At 62.7% G+C, this 21704-nt stretch carries 21 protein-coding genes; all 21 read left to right on the top strand.

What is annotated here, in order from left to right; genetic code table 11:
- The 21 genes from AC07P1_RS02285 to AC07P1_RS02185 all read left to right on the top strand — a co-directional run bounded on the left by AC07P1_RS02285 (nucleotide 1) and on the right by AC07P1_RS02185 (nucleotide 21514).
- The gene (locus AC07P1_RS02285; protein ID WP_494694306.1) at nucleotides 1-492 is read left to right on the top strand and encodes a hypothetical protein; all 492 of its coding nucleotides are present in this window, start codon (nucleotides 1-3) and stop codon (nucleotides 490-492) included.
- Nucleotides 493-651: 159 nt separating this feature from the next.
- Complete coding sequence (locus AC07P1_RS02280) at nucleotides 652-783, top strand: hypothetical protein (protein WP_494694305.1); 132 nt, start codon at nucleotides 652-654, stop codon at nucleotides 781-783.
- On the top strand, nucleotides 761-949 hold the full coding sequence (locus AC07P1_RS02275; protein ID WP_494694304.1) for a hypothetical protein: 189 nt from the start codon (nucleotides 761-763) through the stop codon (nucleotides 947-949). The genes AC07P1_RS02280 and AC07P1_RS02275 overlap by 23 nt, the downstream gene beginning before the upstream one ends.
- 159 nt (nucleotides 950-1108) lie before the next feature.
- Nucleotides 1109-1438 carry an HNH endonuclease gene (locus AC07P1_RS02270; protein ID WP_494694303.1) on the top strand — a complete coding sequence of 110 codons (330 nt, stop codon included), beginning with the start codon at nucleotides 1109-1111 and terminating at the stop codon, nucleotides 1436-1438.
- 241 nt (nucleotides 1439-1679) lie between these two features.
- Nucleotides 1680-2132, top strand: a complete 453-nt coding sequence (locus AC07P1_RS02265; protein ID WP_494694302.1) for a terminase small subunit — start codon at nucleotides 1680-1682, stop codon at nucleotides 2130-2132.
- Nucleotides 2133-2142: 10 nt separating this feature from the next.
- On the top strand, nucleotides 2143-3852 hold the full coding sequence (locus tag AC07P1_RS02260; RefSeq protein ID WP_494694301.1) for a terminase large subunit: 1710 nt from the start codon (nucleotides 2143-2145) through the stop codon (nucleotides 3850-3852).
- Complete coding sequence (locus AC07P1_RS02255; RefSeq protein ID WP_494694300.1) at nucleotides 3849-5162, top strand: phage portal protein; 1314 nt, start codon at nucleotides 3849-3851, stop codon at nucleotides 5160-5162. The genes AC07P1_RS02260 and AC07P1_RS02255 overlap by 4 nt, the downstream gene beginning before the upstream one ends.
- The gene (locus tag AC07P1_RS02250) at nucleotides 5134-5826 is read left to right on the top strand and encodes a head maturation protease, ClpP-related (RefSeq protein ID WP_494694299.1); all 693 of its coding nucleotides are present in this window, start codon (nucleotides 5134-5136) and stop codon (nucleotides 5824-5826) included. The genes AC07P1_RS02255 and AC07P1_RS02250 overlap by 29 nt, the downstream gene beginning before the upstream one ends.
- A gap of 68 nt (nucleotides 5827-5894) precedes the next feature.
- Nucleotides 5895-7112, top strand: a complete 1218-nt coding sequence (locus tag AC07P1_RS02245) for a phage major capsid protein (protein WP_494694298.1) — start codon at nucleotides 5895-5897, stop codon at nucleotides 7110-7112.
- A gap of 50 nt (nucleotides 7113-7162) precedes the next feature.
- Nucleotides 7163-7363: a hypothetical protein gene (locus AC07P1_RS02240; RefSeq protein ID WP_494694297.1), complete on the top strand. Its 201-nt coding sequence runs from the start codon at nucleotides 7163-7165 to the stop codon at nucleotides 7361-7363.
- A gap of 2 nt (nucleotides 7364-7365) precedes the next feature.
- Nucleotides 7366-10077: a hypothetical protein gene (locus tag AC07P1_RS02235; protein WP_494694296.1), complete on the top strand. Its 2712-nt coding sequence runs from the start codon at nucleotides 7366-7368 to the stop codon at nucleotides 10075-10077.
- Between the two features lie 14 nt (nucleotides 10078-10091).
- Nucleotides 10092-10697: a head-tail connector protein gene (locus AC07P1_RS02230; protein ID WP_494694295.1), complete on the top strand. Its 606-nt coding sequence runs from the start codon at nucleotides 10092-10094 to the stop codon at nucleotides 10695-10697.
- Nucleotides 10694-11026: a phage head closure protein gene (locus AC07P1_RS02225; protein WP_494694294.1), complete on the top strand. Its 333-nt coding sequence runs from the start codon at nucleotides 10694-10696 to the stop codon at nucleotides 11024-11026. The genes AC07P1_RS02230 and AC07P1_RS02225 overlap by 4 nt, the downstream gene beginning before the upstream one ends.
- On the top strand, nucleotides 11023-11487 hold the full coding sequence (locus AC07P1_RS02220; protein WP_494694293.1) for an HK97-gp10 family putative phage morphogenesis protein: 465 nt from the start codon (nucleotides 11023-11025) through the stop codon (nucleotides 11485-11487). The genes AC07P1_RS02225 and AC07P1_RS02220 overlap by 4 nt, the downstream gene beginning before the upstream one ends.
- Nucleotides 11484-11849, top strand: coding sequence for a DUF3168 domain-containing protein (locus AC07P1_RS02215; RefSeq protein WP_494694292.1), 366 nt, complete (start codon nucleotides 11484-11486; stop codon nucleotides 11847-11849). The genes AC07P1_RS02220 and AC07P1_RS02215 overlap by 4 nt, the downstream gene beginning before the upstream one ends.
- Nucleotides 11850-11924: 75 nt before the next feature.
- A complete protein-coding gene (locus AC07P1_RS02210) occupies nucleotides 11925-12569 on the top strand; it encodes a phage tail protein (RefSeq protein ID WP_494694291.1) in 645 nt (214 codons plus the stop codon).
- A gap of 98 nt (nucleotides 12570-12667) precedes the next feature.
- Nucleotides 12668-13087 carry a phage tail assembly chaperone gene (locus AC07P1_RS02205; protein WP_494694290.1) on the top strand — a complete coding sequence of 140 codons (420 nt, stop codon included), beginning with the start codon at nucleotides 12668-12670 and terminating at the stop codon, nucleotides 13085-13087.
- Nucleotides 13088-13152: 65 nt separating this feature from the next.
- On the top strand, nucleotides 13153-13398 hold the full coding sequence (locus AC07P1_RS02200; protein WP_494694289.1) for a DUF1799 domain-containing protein: 246 nt from the start codon (nucleotides 13153-13155) through the stop codon (nucleotides 13396-13398).
- Nucleotides 13399-18549, top strand: a complete 5151-nt coding sequence (locus AC07P1_RS02195; RefSeq protein ID WP_494694288.1) for a phage tail length tape measure family protein — start codon at nucleotides 13399-13401, stop codon at nucleotides 18547-18549. It begins immediately after the preceding gene.
- Nucleotides 18546-19484, top strand: coding sequence for a hypothetical protein (locus tag AC07P1_RS02190; RefSeq protein WP_494694287.1), 939 nt, complete (start codon nucleotides 18546-18548; stop codon nucleotides 19482-19484). Before AC07P1_RS02195 ends, AC07P1_RS02190 begins: the two co-directional genes overlap by 4 nt.
- Nucleotides 19484-21514, top strand: coding sequence for a hypothetical protein (locus AC07P1_RS02185; protein WP_494694286.1), 2031 nt, complete (start codon nucleotides 19484-19486; stop codon nucleotides 21512-21514). The genes AC07P1_RS02190 and AC07P1_RS02185 overlap by 1 nt, the downstream gene beginning before the upstream one ends.
- Nucleotides 21515-21704: the final 190 nt, after the last annotated feature.

Genomic DNA, 21704 nt, shown 5'->3' with positions numbered 1-21704 from the left:
GTGCAGATTATTGAGGATCATCAGAACCAACCCAGCCCGACGCCGCCAAAAAGCCGGGCGCAACAACCGCAAGACCGTCAAAACGAGGGGATTACCATGCTGCAACGAGTGAAGAAACAAGACATCAAGACCGATTCATGGATCCGCCCCGAGCCCCTCGACTACTGTCTGGCGCTTTGGAAGGAGTGGATGGGCAAGGGTGGCCACCGCAGCATTGGTACACTTGTGATGGGCGGCTTGGCCAGCGACACCGATGGTCACGGCGTTGACCTGCACGATGCTCAGCACGCGCACGACATGCAGATCGCCGCCGCGACCGATGCGATGATCGACGGCCTTGAGCGCATCCATGTGTGGGCGATTTACGCCAGCTGCAGTATTGCCACGGCGTGGCGTTTCCCAGGTGCCGACTTGGCTATGACCGCAGTGGACGCGCGCGCCGCGTTGGCGGTCAAGCTTAAAAAAAATGAGTGCACGAGGAATCTTTTCTGATATAGTGCGTGCACCGGGGGATTCGTTCGCCCCAAGAAAAGCAAGCCCACCACCGCAAGGTCGTGGGCTTTTTGCATTGCGCCATGGTTTCGTGAGGCCGGCATGACACATACGACGCACCCGTCAAAGGAGATGGTCCGGACCTACCTGGACCATCGCATGCATCAACGTGTTGAGCCGCCACCGCCGATGGAAGAGATTCGCCGCCAGCTCGGTTGGTATTTGATCCACGAGACCAAGCGGCCAGACTATCGCAGCGAGTACAACGATGCAGATGATCCATCGCCGTGACTTGATCATAAGGGCTGTACGAAGTGGTGACCGTAGCCGTCTTGATCAGTTGGTTGAGCGCTTGGCCGATGCCGACCGCGCCCTCCAGATCCTGCATGCTAAAGGCTATGGTGCCAGCGGCATGACGGCCAGCGCCACCGCAGCGCAGGTGCCGAACTTTAAGTAGCTCGGTTCGGTACCACGTGCGCTCCAGTTTCTCCAGTATGACCCCTGCCGCCTGTCGCTTCACTGCCCGGGCGGCTTTTTTATTTGAGGTGGCTGATAGGTGGGTCGTTTACAGACGCTGAAGTCTAGGCTCAGCTCCGCACCGCCTCGCCTGGCGACGATGTCCGCCAGCAGCTGGCGCAGCGACAAGCAGAGTAGTACCGCGCGCGGCTACGGCTACAAGTGGCAGCAGGCCCGATCCGGCTACCTGGTGCTGCATCCGTTCTGCGCGTACTGCTTGCGCGAGGTCGGCATCAGCTACGACCAGGATGCGATCACCATCGGCCTACAGTGCACCCGCGCCGGCATTGGTCTGCCGTATGCACAGGTGGTCGACCACGTGATCCCTCACCGAGGCGACATGAAGCTGTTCTGGGACTCGGCCAACTGGCAGTCAATGTGCGGCCCGCATCACAGTAGTGACAAGCAGCGCGAGGAAGCGCGGGCGTGATGGCGCGCGACGAGTGTCGGACGTATCGACGACAACCCTCGTTCCTGCCCGCGAGTGCAAAACGTATCGACCCTAACCCTGGTTTCTTCTCGATTTTTCGAGCGATCGAAATCCAGATAGTTATCTAAATGCAACGTTGCATCGTCGCAAGGGTGGGGTGGTCAAAAGTCTGGGGCCGAATCCGACCTAGACCGCATGTTCTCGCACGCGCAGATTATTTCCCCGATAGGAGGTGGTGTTAATGGACTTAACTGGCAAGCGGAGGGCCTTCGCGGATGCCCGGCTCGCCGGAAAATCCAACAAGGACGCGGCGATCGCGGCGGGGTACAGCGTCAAGACGGCCGGTCCGGCGGGTTCGCGCCTGGCCAAGGACCCGGCGATCGCCGCCTTCATCGCCAAGTACCAGCCGGCGGGGGCCGAGGCGCCCCCGCCACCTCCACCACCGCCGGCCATGCCGGTGTTCGACGTCATGGCCGCGATCCTGCACTCGGACCCCCGCCAGTTCCTGCTGGTCGCGATGAACGACCCGGCAGCGCCCGCCAAGCTGCGCGTCGAGGCGGCGAAGGCGTTGATGCCGTTTATGCACAAGAAGCCCGGCGAGGCCGGCAAGAAGGAAGAGAAGGACGCGGCGGCGAAGAAGGTTGCGGCTCGGTTCGCGCCGGCCGCGCCACCGCAGCTCAAAGCAGTGAAGTAAGGACAGCGAAATGGAGTGGTCAACAGCCTGTCTCGACTGGGCGGACCGGCTGACGGCGCGCCAGTCGATCATCCCTCCGCCGATTTTTCCGGCGCAGGCCGAGCAGGCGCTGAAGATCTTCAAGCAACTCCACGTCGTGGACCTGCCGAAGATCTACGACGTGCAGAAGGAGGAGTATCGAGCGCCCACGTTCGGTGAATGCAGCGAGCAATGGGTGTTCGACTTCGTGGCGGCTATTTTTGGCGCCTACGAGTCGGAAACGGGGGAGCAGAAGATTCGTGAGTTCTTCCTGCTGATCAGCAAGAAGAACACGAAATCGACGATCGCCGCCGGCATCATGCTGACTGCCCTGATCCTGTGCTGGCGCGAAGAGGAGGAGCACTTGATCCTGGCGCCGACCAAGGAGGTCGCCGACAACAGTTTCAAGCCCGCCGCCGGCATGATCCGCGCCGACGAGGAGCTGGCGGCGCTGTTCCACATCCAGGAGCACGTGCGCACGATCACACATCGCGTCAACCGCGCGACATTGAAGGTCGTCGCCGCCGACACCGACACGGTATCGGGGAAAAAATCCGGCCGCATCCTGGTCGATGAGCACTGGCTGTTCGGCAAGCGCGCCAACGCCGACGCGATGTTCATGGAAGCCACCGGCGGCCAGGTGTCGCGTGACGAGGGGTGGGTCATCTACCTGACGACCCAAAGCCAGGAGCCACCGGCCGGGGTGTTCAAAGAGAAGCTCCAGTACTACCGCGCCGTCCGGGACGGAAAGATCGTCGATCGTAAATCGCTCGGCGTGATCTACGAATACCCGGACGCGATGATCAAGTCGAAGGCCTATCTCGACCCGTCGAATTTCTACCTCACGAATCCGAACCTCGGCCGCTCAGTTAGCGCCGTGTGGTTGGAGGACCAGCTGCGCAAGCAGCAGCACAAAACGGACGGCTCGCTGCAAACGTTTCTGGCGAAGCACCTGAACGTGGAAATCGGCCTCAACCTGAGGACCGACCGTTGGACAGGCGCCGACTTCTGGGAACAGCAGGCGGTGCCGATGCTGACGCTGGACGAATTGCTGCGCCGGAGCGAGGTTGCCGTGATCGGCATCGACGGCGGCGGCCTGGACGACCTGTTGGGCCTGGCGGTGATCGGGCGCGAGCGCAAGACACGGGGGTGGCTGCTCTGGACTCACGCCTGGGCTCACAAGATTGTGCTGGAGCGCAGGATGGAGATCGCACCGGCGCTGCTCGATTTCGCGGCGGATGGCGACCTGACCATCGTCGAGCAGCCCGGCCAGGACGTCATCGAGGTGGCGGACATCATCTGCCGAGTGCGGGATGCGCGTTTGCTGCCGGACGAGAAATCAATCGGCGTCGACCCGGCCGGCATCGGCGACATCGTCGATGAGCTGACTGATCCGGACGTCTCGCGCAAGTTCACGATGGAGCAAATCATCGGCATCTCACAGGGCTGGCGACTGAGCGGCGCGATCAAAACGACCGAGCGCAAGATCGCCGGCAAGGAGATGGTGCACGGTGGCTCGCGGCTGATGGATTGGTGTGTGGGCAATGCCAGGGTGGTGCCGACCGGGAATGCGACGCTCATCACCAAACAGATGTCCGGTACCGCGAAGATCGACCCGCTGATGGCCGTGTTCAACGCGGTGTCGCTGATGTCGCTCAATCCCGAAAGTAACGCAATCGATCAAGGCTTCGTATCACTATGACAAACACCGCTTGGGATCTGGTACAAAGCCGTGCCGCAGTCCCAGGGTCCCCGATCCTGACGAACTGGCGCGCGGAACGAGAGGGCGCCCGGCAGATCCAGAACGCCGTGCATACCGTGGCGTCAAGCGACCCACAGGTGATCGCGATGTTGGGCGGTACCAGCGCCGCCTCCGGCTTCGCCGTCACGCCAGAGAGCGCCATGCGCGTCTCGGCGGTGTACGCGTCAGTGCGGCTGCTGGGCGGGGCGCTATCATCGATCCCGGTCGCTCTATACCGGGAAAAGCACGGAGAACGCGAAGCGATCAGCCCGGAACTGTGGTGGTTGCTGAACGAGGAGCCGTCGCCGAGCTGGACGGCGGCGTCGATGTGGGAATGGATCATGTTGTCGATCTGCCTGCGTGGCGATGGATACGTCGAGATTCGCCGCGCCGGCCCCGCCGTCAAGATGCTCCGTCCGCTTCACCCTGATCGCGTGTCGGCGCGCAAGGTGGGCGAGTACCTGATTTACACCGTTTGCGACGACGACGGCACGATCCGGCCGGTGCACCAGGACGACATGCTGCATTTCGCCGGCTTTGGCTTCAACGGCATCCGCAGTATGTCCGTGATCCAGTGGGCCGCCTTCCAGTCCATCGGCGTTGCCCTGGCTGCCGACACCTTCTCCGGCAGTTTCTTCGCCAATGGCGCCACGCCGAAGCACGTGATCAAGAGCGCCGGCCGCATGGACGACGAGCAGGTCGAGCAGCTGCGCGCCGAGTACAAAAAGAAATACGCCGGCGCGAACAACGCCGGTACGCCGATGGTGCTGACCCAGGGCCTTGACCTGATGGAGATGAGCATGACGGCTGGCGACGCCCAGCTGCTCGAGACGCGCAAGTGGCAGGTGATCGACATCGCCCGCGCCTTCGGCGTGCCGCCGCACCTGATCGGCGCGCAGGAGACGACCAGCTCCTGGGGAACCGGCGTGGAGCAGACGACGCTCGGCTTCATTAAGTTCGCGCTCCAGCCGCATATCACGCGCATCCGCCAGGAGTTGAACCGCAAGTTGTTCCGCCGCGCTTCACCGTTCGTCGAACACAAGATGGAAGCCCTGTTGTCGGGCGACCTCAAGGCCGAGGGCGAATACATGCGGCAGTCGGTCGGTGGCTCGCAGGGTCCAGGCTGGATGACGATCAACGAGGTCAGGAAAATCAAGAATCTGCCGCCGATTCAGGGCGGCGAAGCACTATATCGGCCAGAAAAGCTGGCGCAACCCGCCAAATCTCCCAATAAGGACACCAATGAAGAAGATAGCCCAGCTGCTGCGTAACGGCGCCGGCGCCACGCCCGCGAAAATCGTTGCCGAAGACGATCCGCAAACGCTGTACCTGTACGACATCATCGACCCTTATTGGGGCGTCGGCGCGGCCCAGTTCAACAAGGCCCTGGCGGGCATGAGCGGCAAGAAGGTCACGCTGCGCGTCAACTCCCCCGGCGGCGACGTGTTCGATGGCCGCGCCATGGCCGCCGCCATCGCCCAGCACGGAGACGTGCATGCGGTCATCGAGGGCCTGGCGGCCAGCGCCGCAACCTACGTTACCGCAGCCTGCGCATCGGTTTCGATCGCCGCCGGCAGCTTCTACATGATCCACAACGCTTGGACCATGGCTTACGGAAACAAGGACGACCTGCTCAAGACGGCGGATCTGCTCGCGAAAATCGACGACACGATCATCGACGACTACGCCAAGAAGACTGGCAAGCCACGCGACGAGATCATCGCCTGGATGGCTGCGGAAACCTGGTTCACAGCCGACGAGGCGGTGGCCAATGGCTTCGCCGACAAGATCAGTGAGTCGGCAAAGGTCGAAAACAAATGGGACTTGAGCGCCTACAACAACGCGCCGACGCCGCCCCCGCGCGACGACACGGCGGATTGGGAAGCGGTCCGCCAGCGCAACGTCAACCGTCTGCGCCTGCACGAAATCGGATAACGCACTCGCGCAATCCAAAACCCGGCCGCCTTGAGCGGCTTTTTTTACGCCCGTAGAAAGGGAAAACGATGAAATCGATTCAAGCACTGCGCGAGGAACGTCAGCAACTCGCCAAAGAAGCCCGCAACCAGATGGAACAGAAGGGCGATCGCGCCTGGAACAAGGAAGACCAGGCGACCTTCGACGCGCGCGCCGACAAGATCGATGCGCTGGAAAACGAAATCACGGCCCTTGAAAAGCTGATGCAGATCGAGATCGAGGACCACAACCGCGACGTCGACAACTTCCGCCGCAACCCCGGCGCGCTGGCCGAGAACAAGCCGCGCGCGCTGTTCGAGAAGCTGCTGCGCGAAGGCCCCCAGGCGCTGAGCCGCGACGAGATGGTCGAGATCCGCAACACCATGTCGACGACCACGCCGTCGCAGGGCGGCTACACGGTGCAAACCGATGTGGCCAAGGAACTGATCGATGCGCTGAAGGCCTACGGTGGCATGCGCGGCGTCACCTCCAGCATCACCACTTCGCAAGGCAACCCGCTGGGCTACCCAAGCTCGGACGGCACGTCGGAGGAGGGGGAGTGGGTCGCGGAGAACGTTCAAGCGTCGTCCGCCGACCCGTCGTTCGGCACCGTGGGCTTGAACACGTTCAAGGCCAGCTCCAAGATCATCACCATCCCGATTGAGCTGCTGATGGACAGTTCGATCGACGTGATCGCGATGGTCAACAAGCGCATTCGCGACCGGCTCGGCCGGACGATGAACAAAGGCTTCACGACCGGCAGCGGTACCGGCCAGCCAACCGGCTACGTCACCGCTGCCGGCGTCGGCAAGGTTGGCGCTACCGGCCAAACGGTCACCGTGCTGTACGACGACCTGGTCGACCTGCAGGAATCGATCGACCAGGCGTACCAGGACGCCGGAACCTGCCGCTTCATGATGCACCAGCAGACCCGCAAGGTCGTTCGCAAGATGAAGGACACCGCAGGCCGTCCGATCTGGGCCGAGTCGTACGAGGCCGGCATAAAAACCGGCACGCCCGCCCAGCTGCTGGGTGCCGACGTGGTCATCAATAACGACATGGCGCAACCGGCCGCCAACGCCAAAACGATCGGCTTCGGCGACTTCAGCCGCTACATGATCCGGGACGTCCTGGACATCATGCTGTTCCGCTTCGACGACTCGGCCTTCGCGAGCAAGGGCCAAGTCGGCTTCCTGGCCTTCTCGCGCGCCGGCGGCAACCTGCTGGACGCCAACGGTATCAAGTTGTACCAGCAGTCGGCGACCTAATCCCACCCACCAGCGGCGGGGTGACCCGCCGCAATTCCAACGGAGTGACCATGAGCAAGAACCAACCGAAGGCTGGTAGCGCGGCCGCGTCTATCGCGGGCGAAATCAAGGTACGAGTGCTGGCCGATTGCGACCTGGGCAAGTGCAACGACGTGGTGCTGATCGATGCGGCCTTGGCCGAAACGATGGGTGACGTGGTCGACGCCGACCCTGCCGCTGTCGAATACGCCGAATCCCTCGCGAAAGAATAAAAATGACCATCCGCCTCCTGTGCGCGCACGAACAATACCCTGCGAACGCCATCGTCACGTTGGATGCTGCCACCGAGGCCGGCCTGGTTCTCGCGAAACAAGCAACCACGGATCTCACCGGCGGAACGCCATACGTCCCACCGGTCTTGCCAGATCAGTCGTGGGAAGTACTGGCGCGACGCGATGCTGCCGGCAATTTTCTGGAGCTTGTTGATGAAAGTGGCGCTCAGGTTCCGGCTGGCGGTGGAGGTGGCGGCGTCAGCTCGGTGAGCGTTACCGGGCCATTGACGAAGACTGGCTCGGCGTCGACGCCCATAATCAATCTTCCGGCTGCCACGACCGCGCAAGCCGGACACATTACCGCGACGCAAGTCCAAGCCCTGACCGCCGCCTCGGCCGCCATCGCGGCAGCCGGCACGCCGAGCAACCTCGCCACGCTCGGCGCCGATGGCCTCTTGGCAGTGGCCCAGCGCCCACCTGGCGCTGGGCAGGAGACTTACGTCAGCCTGTCGAGTGTCTCGTTGACCACGTCGGCCACACCTACTGCTGGCGCGACCGTCGCATTCGCCGCATCCGCATGCAATGCGATGGTCATCCGCAACACCGAGGGCATCAACATCGAGTTCCAGCTCGGTGGCGCCGGCGCGTTCTCGACCATCCGCGCCGACGAAGAGCGGTTGATCCTCGGCATCACCAACGCCAGCCAGGTGGCATTCCGCCGCACCGACTACGCCACCGCCACGCCGACCAGCATGGTAACGCTGGTCACCGCCGAGCTGATCAACACCAGTGCTACGTACACGATCAGCCGCCAGCGGGTGACCACGAACGGCAACGCCACCTATTCGATTCTCGCCGGCGCCGTCTGCGCGGCCGTGGAAGTAACAGCCTCTGGCATCGCCGACATCTATGTCAAGGTCGCGGCCGGCGAGCGAATCAAATTGCGGCGTGGGAAGTCGGCGCTGTTCCTGGTAACGAACGCGAATCTGATATCCGTCAACGGCGCCGGTGGCGCGAAGAATGAAAACCCGGCGGTAACGTTCGAAACCGAAGTGTTCGACCACGTCCCGGGCCTGCCGCGTCGAAACTTCGTTCTGGCCGACCAGGCTCTGGGGGCGATGAAACAGCGCTTCGGCACCAACAACTGGACGATCGACCCTGATTTCGTGATGATGTCGAGCTTCATGCCGTTCACGAAGTTCAACCTGCACGGCAAGACGATCAGCATGTTCAACGTGGCTGCGAATGTGGCGGTGCTGGCCGGCAGTATCGGCGCCACCGTCGCCGACGTGAATGTCGTTTCTGCTGATCAGGTCACTACCGTCAACGCGCCGATTACGACGTTCGCGGGAACAACCGCTGTGCGTGTCACCACCACGAGCTCCGGCGAGAACATCATCGGCAGCACGCTCAACAATGCGGCTGGCATCAACACGGCGAACAGCGATATCCATGTGGTCATCAAATCGGTTGGCTCCAACGACCCGACGGCGATGGTTATTGAGCTGTTCTCGACGGTCGACGGCAGCGGCGCCGACTACCATGCGCTGAGCGTTATCGCCGACGTGACCAAGGGCATTGTCCCGGTGAACAGCTTTGGCGCGAGGGCGTTCAGCGCGCATCACTTCACTGCCGTTGGGGCCGGCGCCGACATGGCGAGCATCAAATATGCCCGATTCCGATATACGTCGCTGGTCGGCGCGATCATGCAGCCCGAACGCTTCATGGTCGTGAAAAAGGCCACCGACCGGGCATCGGTCATATTCGCCCATGACGATGGCTACGCGTACAGCATGTACAAAACAGCTATCGCACTAGCCCCTTACGGCTGGCCTGCTATGGCGTATCTCAGCCCGCTGTCCAGCAGCTTCGGCGGCAACCTCACGGGCGGCACGCTGACCCCCGACAACTGCCGTTCGCTGCAAAATGCCCACGGCTGGCAGTTCGGCATGCAGAACTACAACGAGGAAAGTGCCAAGCAGCTGACCGCCCGCGAATGGCGGGAGAACCAGTTGCAGGGGATGATGAACCTGGTATCCATCGGCCTCGATCCTGAAGGTGCGCGCGATGGTTCCAATGACGGCGGCGGCCCGTTCTTCCCCAATGCCGTGCAGTACAAGGAAAACATCAATGTTCTGACCACCTCGCGGCAGTTCCGCAATGGCCCGTCCAGCGTCGGCGCTAGGTTCTCCGGGTATATCGTCGGTACCGTATTGACCATCACGGCGGTCACCAGTGGGACGATCGGTGTCGGTGTTCTGGTCGGTCTGGGCGCCGATCCGGATCAGACAATCGTGGCGTTCGCCACCGGAACACCCAACACCATCGGCGCGACCTACACCGTTGGCGTATCGCAAACCGTGGGGGCGGTCGGCTCGCCGGTTTCGTTCTGCTCGGACAACATCCAGCCGCTCAGCTTCCCAGAGTGCAACCCGCCCGGCGACCCCTACGCGCTGAGCTGCTACAACTGGGATGGTTCGCAATCGTCGCCTACCGACCTGCAGCTGTTTGCCCGTATCCGGCTTTACCTGGAGCAGGCAATCGCGAACAAGGGTATCGCAATCCTGGCAACGCACATCGGCTGGAACACCTACTACACCGCGATGGTGACCTACGTGCTGCCGTGGATCGCCGCAAAAGAAGCCAGCAATGCGTTGCGCGTCACCACGTTGAAAGACGTGCGGATGAAGCAGGCAGCGGCGGCGATCGCCTGATGAAGGACTGAACGATGACCATGATCCGCGTGGCCGCGCCGGTAGTTCTCGCCATATCCCTGGAAGATGCCAAGTCGGCCTTACGCATTGACGGGAGCGACATGGATGCGTTGGTGACCATCTGGGCCAAGGGTGTGATCGCCGATCTGGAGCACGAAACTGGCCAGCGCATGATGGAGCAGACGTGGGAGGTTCGCCTGCCAGCTTTTCCGGGCGTGCAGTGCTGGGCGGTTGGTCAGCCGGTGCCGAGCACCATGGCTACGGAGATCAGTCTTCCGCACCCTGTGATGACTGTCACATCCGTGACCTACATCGACCAGGTCGGTACCGAGCGTGTGCTGGCCGACTCGGAATATCGCCTCAATCGCAGCCGTTACGCCAGCACGCTGTCCCCGGCGCGCGGTGCCAGTTGGCCCGCGACCGCCGAAGACGAATCGGCCGTGGTTGTGGTGCTGCAATGCGGATACGGCAACGACCCCACTGAAACGCCGGAAGAAGTCCAGCTGTACATCCTGGCCAAGCTCGCCGAGCAGTTCGACCCGGCGACGCGGATGGAGCGTGACACCGTCCAGTCGAAATTCGTCAACGGGTTGCTCGATCGCATCCGGAGCTATGCATGAGCCTGGCCGCGCGCCTCAACAAGCGCATCACCATCCAGGCGCTCGGCCCCGGGCAGGACGGCATCGGCCAGCCTATCGAGAGCTGGGCCAACGTGATCGTCGATGGCGACGGCAAGTGCTGGGCTGAAATCAAAGATGTCAGCGGCAGGGAATTCGTCGCGGCCGACGCCGAGAGCGCGGGCGTCACCACCCGGATCACCATCCGGTACCGCGCCGGCGTCACCGCGGCGATGCGGGTGCTCCACGGCGCCGACGTCTACAACGTCCTGGCGGTGTTGGGGCAGGACAACCGCACGCTGTTGCTCATGTGCGAGAGGGGCGTCGTATGAGCAGCTTCACCGTCGACCTCTCCGGATTGGATGCCCTGCGCCAGACCGTCCGCAACTTCGGCGAGGCGGTCAAGGACGAGGTGGCCATGGCCGGCGCCGCAGCCGCGGCGCGCGTGCTGTACGTGCAGGCGAAGCTGCTCGTGCCCGTCTCGGATGAGGCACACACATTCTACGGGCGCAATTCCAAGAAGAACGGCGTGACCTACACATTCCTACCGGGGAATCTACAACGGGCGATCTACCGCGCGTTCCAGCCGGAAAAGTCCGGACCAACCTTGAAGTCGTACCGGATTAGCTGGAACCACATCAAGGCGCCGTACGGCCACATGGTCGAGTTTGGCACCTCCAGCGCGGCGGCGCAGTCCTTCCTGGGCGCCGCGCTGTCGGAGTTCCCCGAGGCGTTCCGGTACGCGAAGCAAGCCATGGCCGACCAGGTGCAACAGATCGTGGGGCGTCGATGAGCATGGAATCCGAACTGTTCGACGCCCTTAAAGGGCTGATGGCGAACCGGGTGTATCCGTCGGTGGCGCCGGAAGGGGCCGCGCCGCCGTACGTCACCTGGCAGGTCACCGGCGGCCAGGCGCTCAACTTCCTGGAGGGCGGCCAGCCGAGCAAAAAGAACGCCCGAATTCAAGTCAGTGTGTGGTCGAAATCGCTAGACGAGGCTCTGCACTTCGCGCAGCAAGCCGAAACCATCCTCCGCGCGCGAGCCGCGCTTAGCACCACCGTCCAGACCGGACAACTTACACGGTACGAGCCGGAAACGAAGTTGCACGGCACCTACCAATTCTTCAGCTGCTGGGCAGACATCGCCAGCAGCTAATTCTCGGGCCAAGCCAGGCCCGCCTTCGCCCTCAACGGGTAACACCATTCGCCCTCGGGCTGAAAGGGAATCATCATGTCGGTACAACTGCCAAACGGCATCATCCTGGCGCTGGCAACCGCTTACGCGGGCGTCCTCACCGTCACCGCCGCCACCAACGCGGCGGAAACGGTACTCAGCGTCGTCAACACCTACTCGGCCGGCGACCTGCTCGAATTCAACTCGGGCTGGTCGCGCGCCAACGGCCGTATCTTCCGCGCCAAAACGCCCACCGGCACCACGGTGGTGCTGGAGGGCCTGGATACCCAGGACCTGACCCTGTACCCGGCGGCTACCGGCGTCGGCACGATCCGCAAGATCAACTCGTGGACCCAGATCCAGCAGGTCACCGAACTGACCAGCTCGGGCGGCGAGCCGCAGTACATCCAGTACGAGTTCCTCGAGAACGACTACCAGAGCCAAATCCCGAGCACCACCACCGCGCAGTCGCTGGCCATCACCGTGGCCGACGATCCAACGCTGCCCGGCTACGCCGCGATGAAATCCGCACGCGATTCCCGCAAGCTCACCGCGCTGCGCGCCACGCTGCCGCAGGGCGGCGTGCTGCTCTACAACGGTTACGTGTCCTTCGACGAGACCCCGAGCATGACCAAGGGCCAAATCATGGCGTGCCGTGGCGGCTTCGCGCTGCAGGGCAAACCGGTGCGCTACGCCACCTAACCTTTTCACCAGAGTGTCATGCCCGGGCCTTCCGGGTTTTTGCGGCCCGGATAGCTTCCGGGCCGTCTTTTTATCCCACCACAAAAGCGAGAAAACACATGGCTATCAAACTTGGCAGCAACCCTAAGCAGTTCACCAAAGCGGTCGAGATCGTCCTGCTGGACGACAGCGTCGATGTGATCAACGTCACATTCAAATACCGCGACCGTAAGGCGTTCGCCCAGCTGCTCGACGAGCGCCGGGCCGAAGACTCGATGGAACGCGACGCGCTCATCGCCGCTGAAAAGGCAAAGACCGACGAGAGGAAGGCCGCCGACTTCAGCGTCGAAAAACTCTACACCGACAGCACCAAGAAATCGGCCGAGCGCGTACTGCAGATCGCCAGCGGCTGGGACATGACCGAGCCGTTCGACGTCGATCACCTCATGTGGGTGGAAAGCGAATTCCCGGGCGCGCTGCAAGCCATCGAGGCGAAGTACCAGAAATCGGTCGCCGAGGTGCGCGTAAAAAACTCGTAGCCGTCGCGACGGACTACTACACGGCCCCGCCCAGCGAATACGAGCTGGCCGGGCTGGGGCTGGAGTTGTCCGACCTGGCGGCGGTGGAGGTCTTCGAGGAGAACTGGCCCGCATGGTACCTCTTCGAATACATGTCGACGCAGTGGAACGTCGGCCCGGGAGGAATCATCGGCTACCGGTATGAGATCGCGCATCACAAGCTCGACCGTGCCCGGTTGGAGCCGGAAGAGTACGAAATTCGCATGCAGGAACTGCGTGTCATGGAGTCGGCGGCGCTGACCGCTATGAGATCGCAGCAAAAGGAGAGTTAGATGGCTGATCAAATCGGCGCCGCTTCAATCAATCTCGATGTGGATTCGAGCGGGGTCGATGCCGGCATCAACAGCATGGAGCTTGGCATCGAGCGTGCCGGCCGCAGCCTGACCACGCTCGGCCGGCGCGGCGCCGCCGCAGTCGATGCGATCGGCTCTGCCACCAGCGGCGGCGCTGCCACGGTGGACCGCGCCACGCGTTCGATCCAGAGCAGCATCGAGCGCACCATCGCCGTCACCGAGGCCGGCGAGCGGGGCACCAGGTCGTATTACGAGACCCTTGCCAACCAGCGCGGCGCTAATGTCGACGTGCTGCGCCCCTACCTGGAGCAGCTGGAGTCCGTCCGCAAGAAACAGCAGGAGGCGGGCGAGGAGGCTTTGCGCAGCGGGTCGGCGTACAACCAGACGTCGCAATCGGTCGCGGCGCTGAGTGCCAACCTGCGCGGCGTGCCTGCGCAGCTTACCGACATCATCACCAGCTTGCAGGGCGGTCAAAATCCGCTGACAGTCTTGATCCAACAGGGCGGGCAGCTACGCGATATGTTCGGGTCTTTTGGCGAGGCGGCGCAGGCGCTGGCCGGCTACCTTCGTAGCTTAGTCAATCCCTACACGGTGCTCGCCGCAGCAGCAGCCGTTGTCGGTCTGGCCTACTATCAAGGAAGCAAGGAAACGGACGCGTTCCGCCTCTCAATTGTCATGACTGGCAATGCCGCTGGCGTGACCACTGGCCAGCTCGACACCATGGCGCGGCAGGCGGCGGTCGCCGCTGGCACTATCGGCAAAAACGCCGAGGTTCTGGCACAGCTGGTGCGTACTGGCCGTGTCGGCGCGGAGGACCTGGTGCGCTACTCGACCACGGCAGTTCAAGCGCAAAAGTTCCTGGGTATTGCGGTCGAGGATACGGTCTCGGCGTTCGCCGACTTGGGCAAGTCGCCGCTCGAGGCTACGTTCAAGCTGAACGAACAATACAACTACCTAACTCTGGCCACCTATCGCCAGATCCAAGCGCTGGAGGAGCAAAACAAGACCAGCGAGGCCGCCAAGGTTGCCCAGAAGGCCTATGGCGACGCGATGGGCCAGAACGCCAAGACGATACAGGCGTCGCTTGGTTACTTGGAGCGTGCATGGAATGCCACCGGCAGCGCCGCCAAGTCGGCGTGGGATTTTATGCTGGATGTGGGGCGCGAAAACACGCTCGACGACAAAATAAAAGCTGCAGAAAAACGGCTGAAAGCGGCCGACCTGGCACGCTACTCGTTCGCTGGTGGAACGCCCGCCGAGAAGCAAGCCGCTAAAGAGGACGCGCAGCGACAGCTTGACCGCTTGCAGAACCAGAAAAAAGTCGCCGAGATGACAGTTCAATATGGCGCCGAAGATCTGAAGCGTCGCGATGCCGCCATTAAGTTCGACCAAGAGGGCGATAAATATCTGAGCCGCCGGCAGACGATGGAGAAGGAAATCGCAGCCGCGCGGCAACTGGGCCTGAACGCTGCCGCGCGCGGGGAAGATCCAGCCGTCACCGAGAAAAACATTCAGGAACGTGTCGCCCTGATCCGCAACGGCTACGCCGACTTAAACAACGCCAGCATCGAGGCGCAGATCGCCAATCTGAAGCGACTCGGCGACGCGCAAGAAGAGGCGGCCAAGCGCGCGCTGATACCTGGCCAGGCGCGCGACGAGGCCGGGCTGAACAAGGCGCTCGACACGCGGATCTCGTTCATCGAGAAGATGTCGAAGGCCGAGGACAACTCGATCCTGCGCCAGAAGGCGAATCTTCAGCAGCAACTGGCGCTCATCGCCCTGGAGTCGGCCGGCGAGGATGATCAGGCAGCCAAGCAGCAGCGCATGGCCGAGCTACGCGGCGAGATCGCGAAGAAGGATTCCCAGCTGTTGACCAACCGCGCAGAGCTGCAAAAGCGGTTGTTCGTGATGGAGGTGGAAGACACGCGCCGGATTTTCGAAGCCGAAGACGGCCGGCTCGCTGCACGGCAGGCCGACGTGTCCGCGCTGAAAAAGCAGGTCGAGGCCCAGACGGACCAAAACGCCGCGCTTGGTCTGACGTTACAACAGTCGCAGGCGCTGACGACATCGTTTGTGGAGGAGCGGGCTGTCCGCCTCGAGTTGGAGGCCGACATCGTCGATTCCATCGTCGGCCGTGAAGCCGAGGCAAAGGCCATGCGGGAATCGGCCCGCCTGATGCGTGAGCTCAACAAGGAACAGATCGTCGGCACCAACAAGTCCGCCGCTATCAACGCCAACAAGAAATTCTGGGAATCGGTCGACAGCACCGCGCAGGAGGCGTTTACGAACATCTTCGAGGGCGGCAAAAGCGCCTTCGACCGTCTGAAGGACGCGCTCAAATCCGGACTACTCGACATGCTGTATCAACTGACGATCAAGAAATGGATCATCAGCATTAGCACCAGCACCGAGGGCGCCAACATCGGCGGCCAGCTGGCCAGCGTGTTCGGCAGCGGCGGCACGGCCACCGCCGGCGGCTCGGGGTTGTTCGGTACCGCGACGAATCTGTTCTCGATGGGAAAAACCATCTACCAGGGTTTCAGCACGGGCATTGCTGCGAGCATGGGCGGCCAGATCGCCAGCCTGGGTAACCTGTTCGGCTCCCAGGCAGTGTCGGCGTTCGGTACGGGCATGACGCTCACCACCAGCCAGGCGGCCACGGCGGCCAGCGCCTACTCGGCAGCAGGCAATTCGGCGGCGGCCGGCGGCCTGACCGCTGGCGCCGGCGCGGCATCGGCGATCCCGATCATCGGCTGGATCATCGCCGGCATGGCCGCGAACGATGGCTTCTACAAACAAGGATACCGGATTGACGGGCAGCGCGGCGACATCACCAAAGAGCTGTTAGAAAGCACGCTCAAGGGGAATATCTTCGGCCCGGTCGGTGCCGCCGCCACGGTCGGTATCGGCGCCGGTGACTCGCTGCTGCGCAAACTGGGCCTGGACTCGCGCACCGCGTCGCTGTTGTCCGGAAGCTCGCTGTGGACCAAGGCCTTCGGCCTGGGCGCGCCACGCGTCGAATCGAGCGGCATTCAGGGCGCGATCAACACCGGCGGCGTCACAGCTGAGAACTTCGCCACGATCCTCCAGAAGGGCGGGTGGTTCCGTAGCGACAAGCGGACGCCTGTTGCGAATCCACTGGATGCAGAGACCGACGCCGGCTTCGACAAGACCATCCAGGACATGGTCGCCGCCGTGCGTGGCTTCGGCAGCGCCATCGGCGAACAGTCGAGCCGGATCGATGGCTACACGAAGCAGTTCAAGCTTACGTCGACCGGTGACGTCGAAAAAGACAAGGCGCAGCTGGTAGCCCTGTTCGCGAGTGTTGGCGATGACTTGTCGACGCTGTTGGTGCCCTCGCTGGCCAAGCTCACACAAGAGGGCGAAAGCGCGTCGGAGGCGCTGCGTCGCGTGGCTGGCGACTACGTGGCGATCGACGCCGCACTGGGCGCCATCGGGCTAAAGTTTGGTGCGGTCGGCGCCGGTTCACTGGAGGCGCGCGAAAGCCTGGTTTCCCTGTCGGGCGGCTTGGGCAACTTCGTCAGCAACGCTGAATTCTTCTCGCAGAATTTCCTCAGCGAGTCCGAGCGGATCGACGCGGTGACGAAGCAGCTCAACAAGTCGTTTGCCGACCTCGGCGTGACGGCAGTTCCCAAGACGCGTGACGAGTTCGAGTCTCTGGTGAAGGGTCTTGACCTGACCACGATCAAGGGTCGCGAGACATTCGCTGGCCTGATGGGGTTGCAGCAGGCGTTCGCCGCCGTCACGCCGATGATCGACGACGTGGCCGTCGCCGCTGCTGCGGCCGCCAAGGCGTTGACCCAGCAAAAAGAACAGCGCACCCTGGACATCCAGCTGATGGAGGCCATGGGCGACGCCGAGGGCGCGCTGGCCGCTACGAGGTCCGATGCTCTAGCCGCGCTGCTCACGGACCAGGCGCGCGCCACGCAGGCGCAGATCTACGCGGCGCAGGACGCCAAGAAGGTGTACGACGCCCTGGTGGGCGTTGCCGACGGAGCGCTGGCGCGCCTGACCGTCTCGATCAACGCGGAGAAGGACCGTATCAACGCCGTCTACACCGAGCAGGCGAACGCCATCCGGGCGGCGGCGCAGGCGTCGGTCAAGAGCGCCCAGGCGAGCTTGCAGGCCGCGCAGACCCAATCCGCCGCTATCAAATCGGTGTTCTCGACGCTGGACGGCGCCTTGGGTTCGACCAAGATCGAGTCGGAAGCAGCCAACCTGGCTCGCCGCCAGGCGGCGCAAGCGGTATTCGGCGATGCGTTGAAAAACCCCGCAGGCCTGGCCGACAACAAGGCGCTCGCCGGCGCTATCGCCACGATTACCGGGCAATCGAACGAGCGCCTGTTCGGCACTTTCGAGGATTACGCGCGCGACCAGGCGCGCACCAACAATGCCATCGCCGCGCTGCGCGCCACCGCCGGCGCGCAAGTGGACAACGCGGAGTTGACCGTCAAGAAGCTGGGCGACACGATCGACGCGATCCAGGCGAGCAGCGAGAAAGAACTGTTGCAGTTGCAAACGGCGAACGAAGCGCAGTTGGCTAAGCTGGACTTGCAACTGGCCAACGACACCGCGAGGCTCGACCTCCTCAAGGGCATCAACAGCAACACGCTCGGGCTGAAGGAGGCCATGGCGCTGTTTGCTTCGGCAATCGCCAGCCTGAAGGCCAACCCCACCGCCGTAGCGACGTCGAGCAGGAGCCAGATTGAGGAATTGTATTCCTCGGTACTTGGCCGCCAGGGAGATGCGGCGGGGCTGAAATTTTGGGAAACGGCGTTGGCATCCGGCGTTGGGCTGGATTCTATCCGCGCCCAGTTCCTAGCCAGCCCTGAATACCAGGCTATCTTGGCAGGCAATGCGCGCGCCGCCGTGCAGCAATCGGCGGCGATCCCCTCGGCCGGCTCCGACCAGGTCGCGGCACTGATGGCGCGCGTCTCCGACCCGGCGCAAAACAGCGTCACGCTGGCCGCCGTGGTGCAGCAGCAGGCAACGGCCATGGCCGCAATGCAGACGGCGCTCGATAGTATCGCTGCCAGCTCCGGAACGTCTGCGGACGTCTTGGACCGTGCTCAAAAAGGGCAGCCTATCGCCATGGAGGTCGTGAAATGACGGCGATTCTTCGCATCATGGTTCCGTATGCGATAGATGATACGAAACTGACCAGCAGCACGCTTCCCGAAGCGGACTACCCGGTCTGGAATTCGACGACGGTGTACGGCCTGGGTGACCGCTGTATCAAGGGTCATCGGATCTATGAAAGTCAGGTGCCGACCACGGCCACGCCACCCAACCAGGGGAAGGATCCGCAAGATCTCACGACGCAATTTGGAACCATCATCTACTGGGTCGACATCGATCCGACCAACCGCTACGCGATGTTCGACGGTTACGTTAGCACGCAAAGCACGGCGACCGGGGGCATGACGGTGGTGCTCAAGGCTGGCGCCTGCAACATGGTTTATCTGGATGGCCTGGAGGGCGCAAAGACGGTCGATGTCGTCATCAAGGACGCCCCGGGTGGCAATGTGATTTTCACTTACACCGGATCGCTGCGTGGAAGCCGTCCTTCAACGTACTGGCAATACTGGTTCAACCCGTTCACCAGTGTGAAGAGCAAGATCATCACCGGCATCCCGCCATATTCAAACATGGAAATCACGGTGACGCTGACCGGCGACCCCGCCGCCATTGTCAAGTGTGGCGTGCTTGGCGTGGGCATGGTGAAGGCCCTCGGCCGTACCCAGCAGGGCGCCGAGGCCAAGCCCAAGAATTTCGGATATGTAAAGACCGACAACTACGGCAAGAACAGCTACAAGCCCGGCAAAAAGGCCCTCGACATCACCGGCAGCGCGGTGATCGACAAGGATGAGGCGCGGCAGGTGCAGGCCATCCTCGTCGACGCGCTGGGTCTGCCTTGCATGATCTCCTGCAGCGATCTCGACACCTATTCCGGCCTCAATAACTTTGGATTCTGCAACGGCAAAGTCACCTACAAAACCGCTCTGACGAGTGAAGTTTCATTTACGCAGGAAGGCGTTATTTAATGGCTATCGAACCAGTACCATATATTGATCCAGCCCCTGTGCCGGGTCCGCAGCGCGGCGACGAATCGACATTCGATGACCGGATGGACGCCAAGATCCGGTGGGACGAGACCAGCGCCCAGCAGTTCGGGGATCTGGCCGATAACGTTGTCCACAACGCCGGCGAGGCCGAGGCCAGCGCCACAGAGGCTGGAAACCAGGCGATCGCTGCGCAGAACTATGCCACCGCCGCGCAAGGTAGCGCGGATGATGCGGCCGACAGCGCGGGCGACGCGAGCCAGAGCGCCACCAATTCAGCAAACAGCGCCACGGCGTCGCAGCAGAGTGCGGTGGCTTCGGCCAACAGCGCCGTGTCACTTACCGCGACCAGCACCACGTCCATCACGGTGGGCAACGGGGCGCGCGTTTTCACCGTACCTGCAGGAAAGCAGTTCCCTCCCGGTGAATTGCTTTCCATCGCCAGCTTGGGCACCCCCACCTTGCGCATGTTCGGCCCGGTGGACTCTTACAGTGGAAACACGCTGACCGTCGACGTTATGGATTTCGAAGGCGTCGGCAGTGCCAGCGATTGGACTATCGCCCCCGGCGGCGCGCGCGGCCCCGGCGGCGGTATGACGGCCGGGAACATGACCGGCGCTATCAACGAAAAGAAGGGTACTGATATCGCCAGCGCGGCCACCATCGACCCGTGGGCTAGCGGCGGCAATCTGATGGCGATGACCGGCGACGCCATTATCACTGGCGTCGCGCCAGCGCCGCAACCTGGCGCCCGCCGCACGGTGATCGTGAAGGGCACGCCAACCATCACCAGCAACTCGGCGATTGTGGTTGAAGGCGGGACGACGGTCCTCGCACCAGAGGATAAGCTTGTCTTCGAGGCTGAAACCACCACCCTTTTTAATGTCACAGTTCGGCGCGGCGACGGGTCTGCGACCGCCGTTACACTGTTCCGCAATGCTGTTTTCCATGAAAGTAGCACGGTATGGGTGGCGCCCCGCGATGGCTTGGTTCGATTTCACGTCAAGGGGTCGGACGGCTCCGGCGCAGCGGTGGCCCCTGGTGGAGCGTTCGGGCGCGCTGCGGCCGCTTCCGGCGGAAGCGCCGCGGGGTACGCGATCCGAACGGTGTACGTAAAAGCCGGCGATGCGTTTAGCCTTTCGATGGGCGCGCGCGCCGTCGGGGTTGGTGGCGGAACCGGTATATCAGCAAACGGAAACAACGGCGGCACTACGACGGTAACTGGCCCCGGCGTGGCTGTGACATGTGGTGGCGGCTTGGGCGGTAACGCCGCGTTCGTTGTTGGAGGGGTTTCTACCGCACCAGGAACCGCAACAGCGCTTGGCGTGGCTGGCGGATCTGCAACTGGTGGCGATCTAAATATTACCGGCGGCGCTTCAGGAACAGCTACCGCGACAAACACATCGATCTCAAACAACACGGTTGCAGCCGCAACAGGTGGTGGCGCGTTCGGTTACCGGGGCACCGGGCAACCATCAGGAAACGCGACCGCTACCGCAACATCTACCGGCGCCTCTTACGCTGCATCGGGCGGTGCGGGGATCGGTGGCGCTTCCGGGGCCGCAACTGCAACCAACAGTGGCGCCTCTATTACGTTCAGCCCTACCGGCGGCGCTGGGGCGGTCGGGCCTTCTGCCAACAACTCGGCAGGCAACGTCGGCACGGTGGCCGGCGGCCAGGGGCAGCCCTTGCAGGTGGCGCAGACGCCGTTGACCCTCAACGGGGCCGGTACCGTAGGTGTAGCGTCGTCGACCTTCTCCAATCTTGCAGCAACAGCTCCCGGGGCAGGCTCTGGCGCAGTTATCGCCACCGGCCAGAATTCGGCGCTGATTGCCCCCGCTGTAACCTTCGCCGCCAGTGGCGGTTTTGCAGGGAACCAAGTTAACTCAAGTTTTGCCAGCGGCAGCGCGGACTATGGAGGTGGTAGCGGGGGCGTAGCGGGCTCATCATCCGGTTCGTCATGGCTATCAGGCGACGCCGGCCGCGCTTGGGTTTTGATCGAATACAACTAAGGATTTAGCATGCCATTCCCGCCATACCCATGCATCGGATTCGAGAATGCCGCTGCTGCAAATCTTTACGAAAATGGCCTATGGAAGAACGCCATACATACATCGCGCTGCCACGTGGACTGGTGGTGCTCCTACCAGACCGGGGAAACGGGAAATACCTGGACGTGGGACTGGCGAGATAGTGATCCAG

It is taken from the genome of Duganella sp. GW821-FHT07F09, from assembly GCF_059418705.1.
The sequence above is the reverse complement of the archived record's forward strand: the minus strand, read 5'-3'. Positions and strand labels throughout refer to the sequence as shown.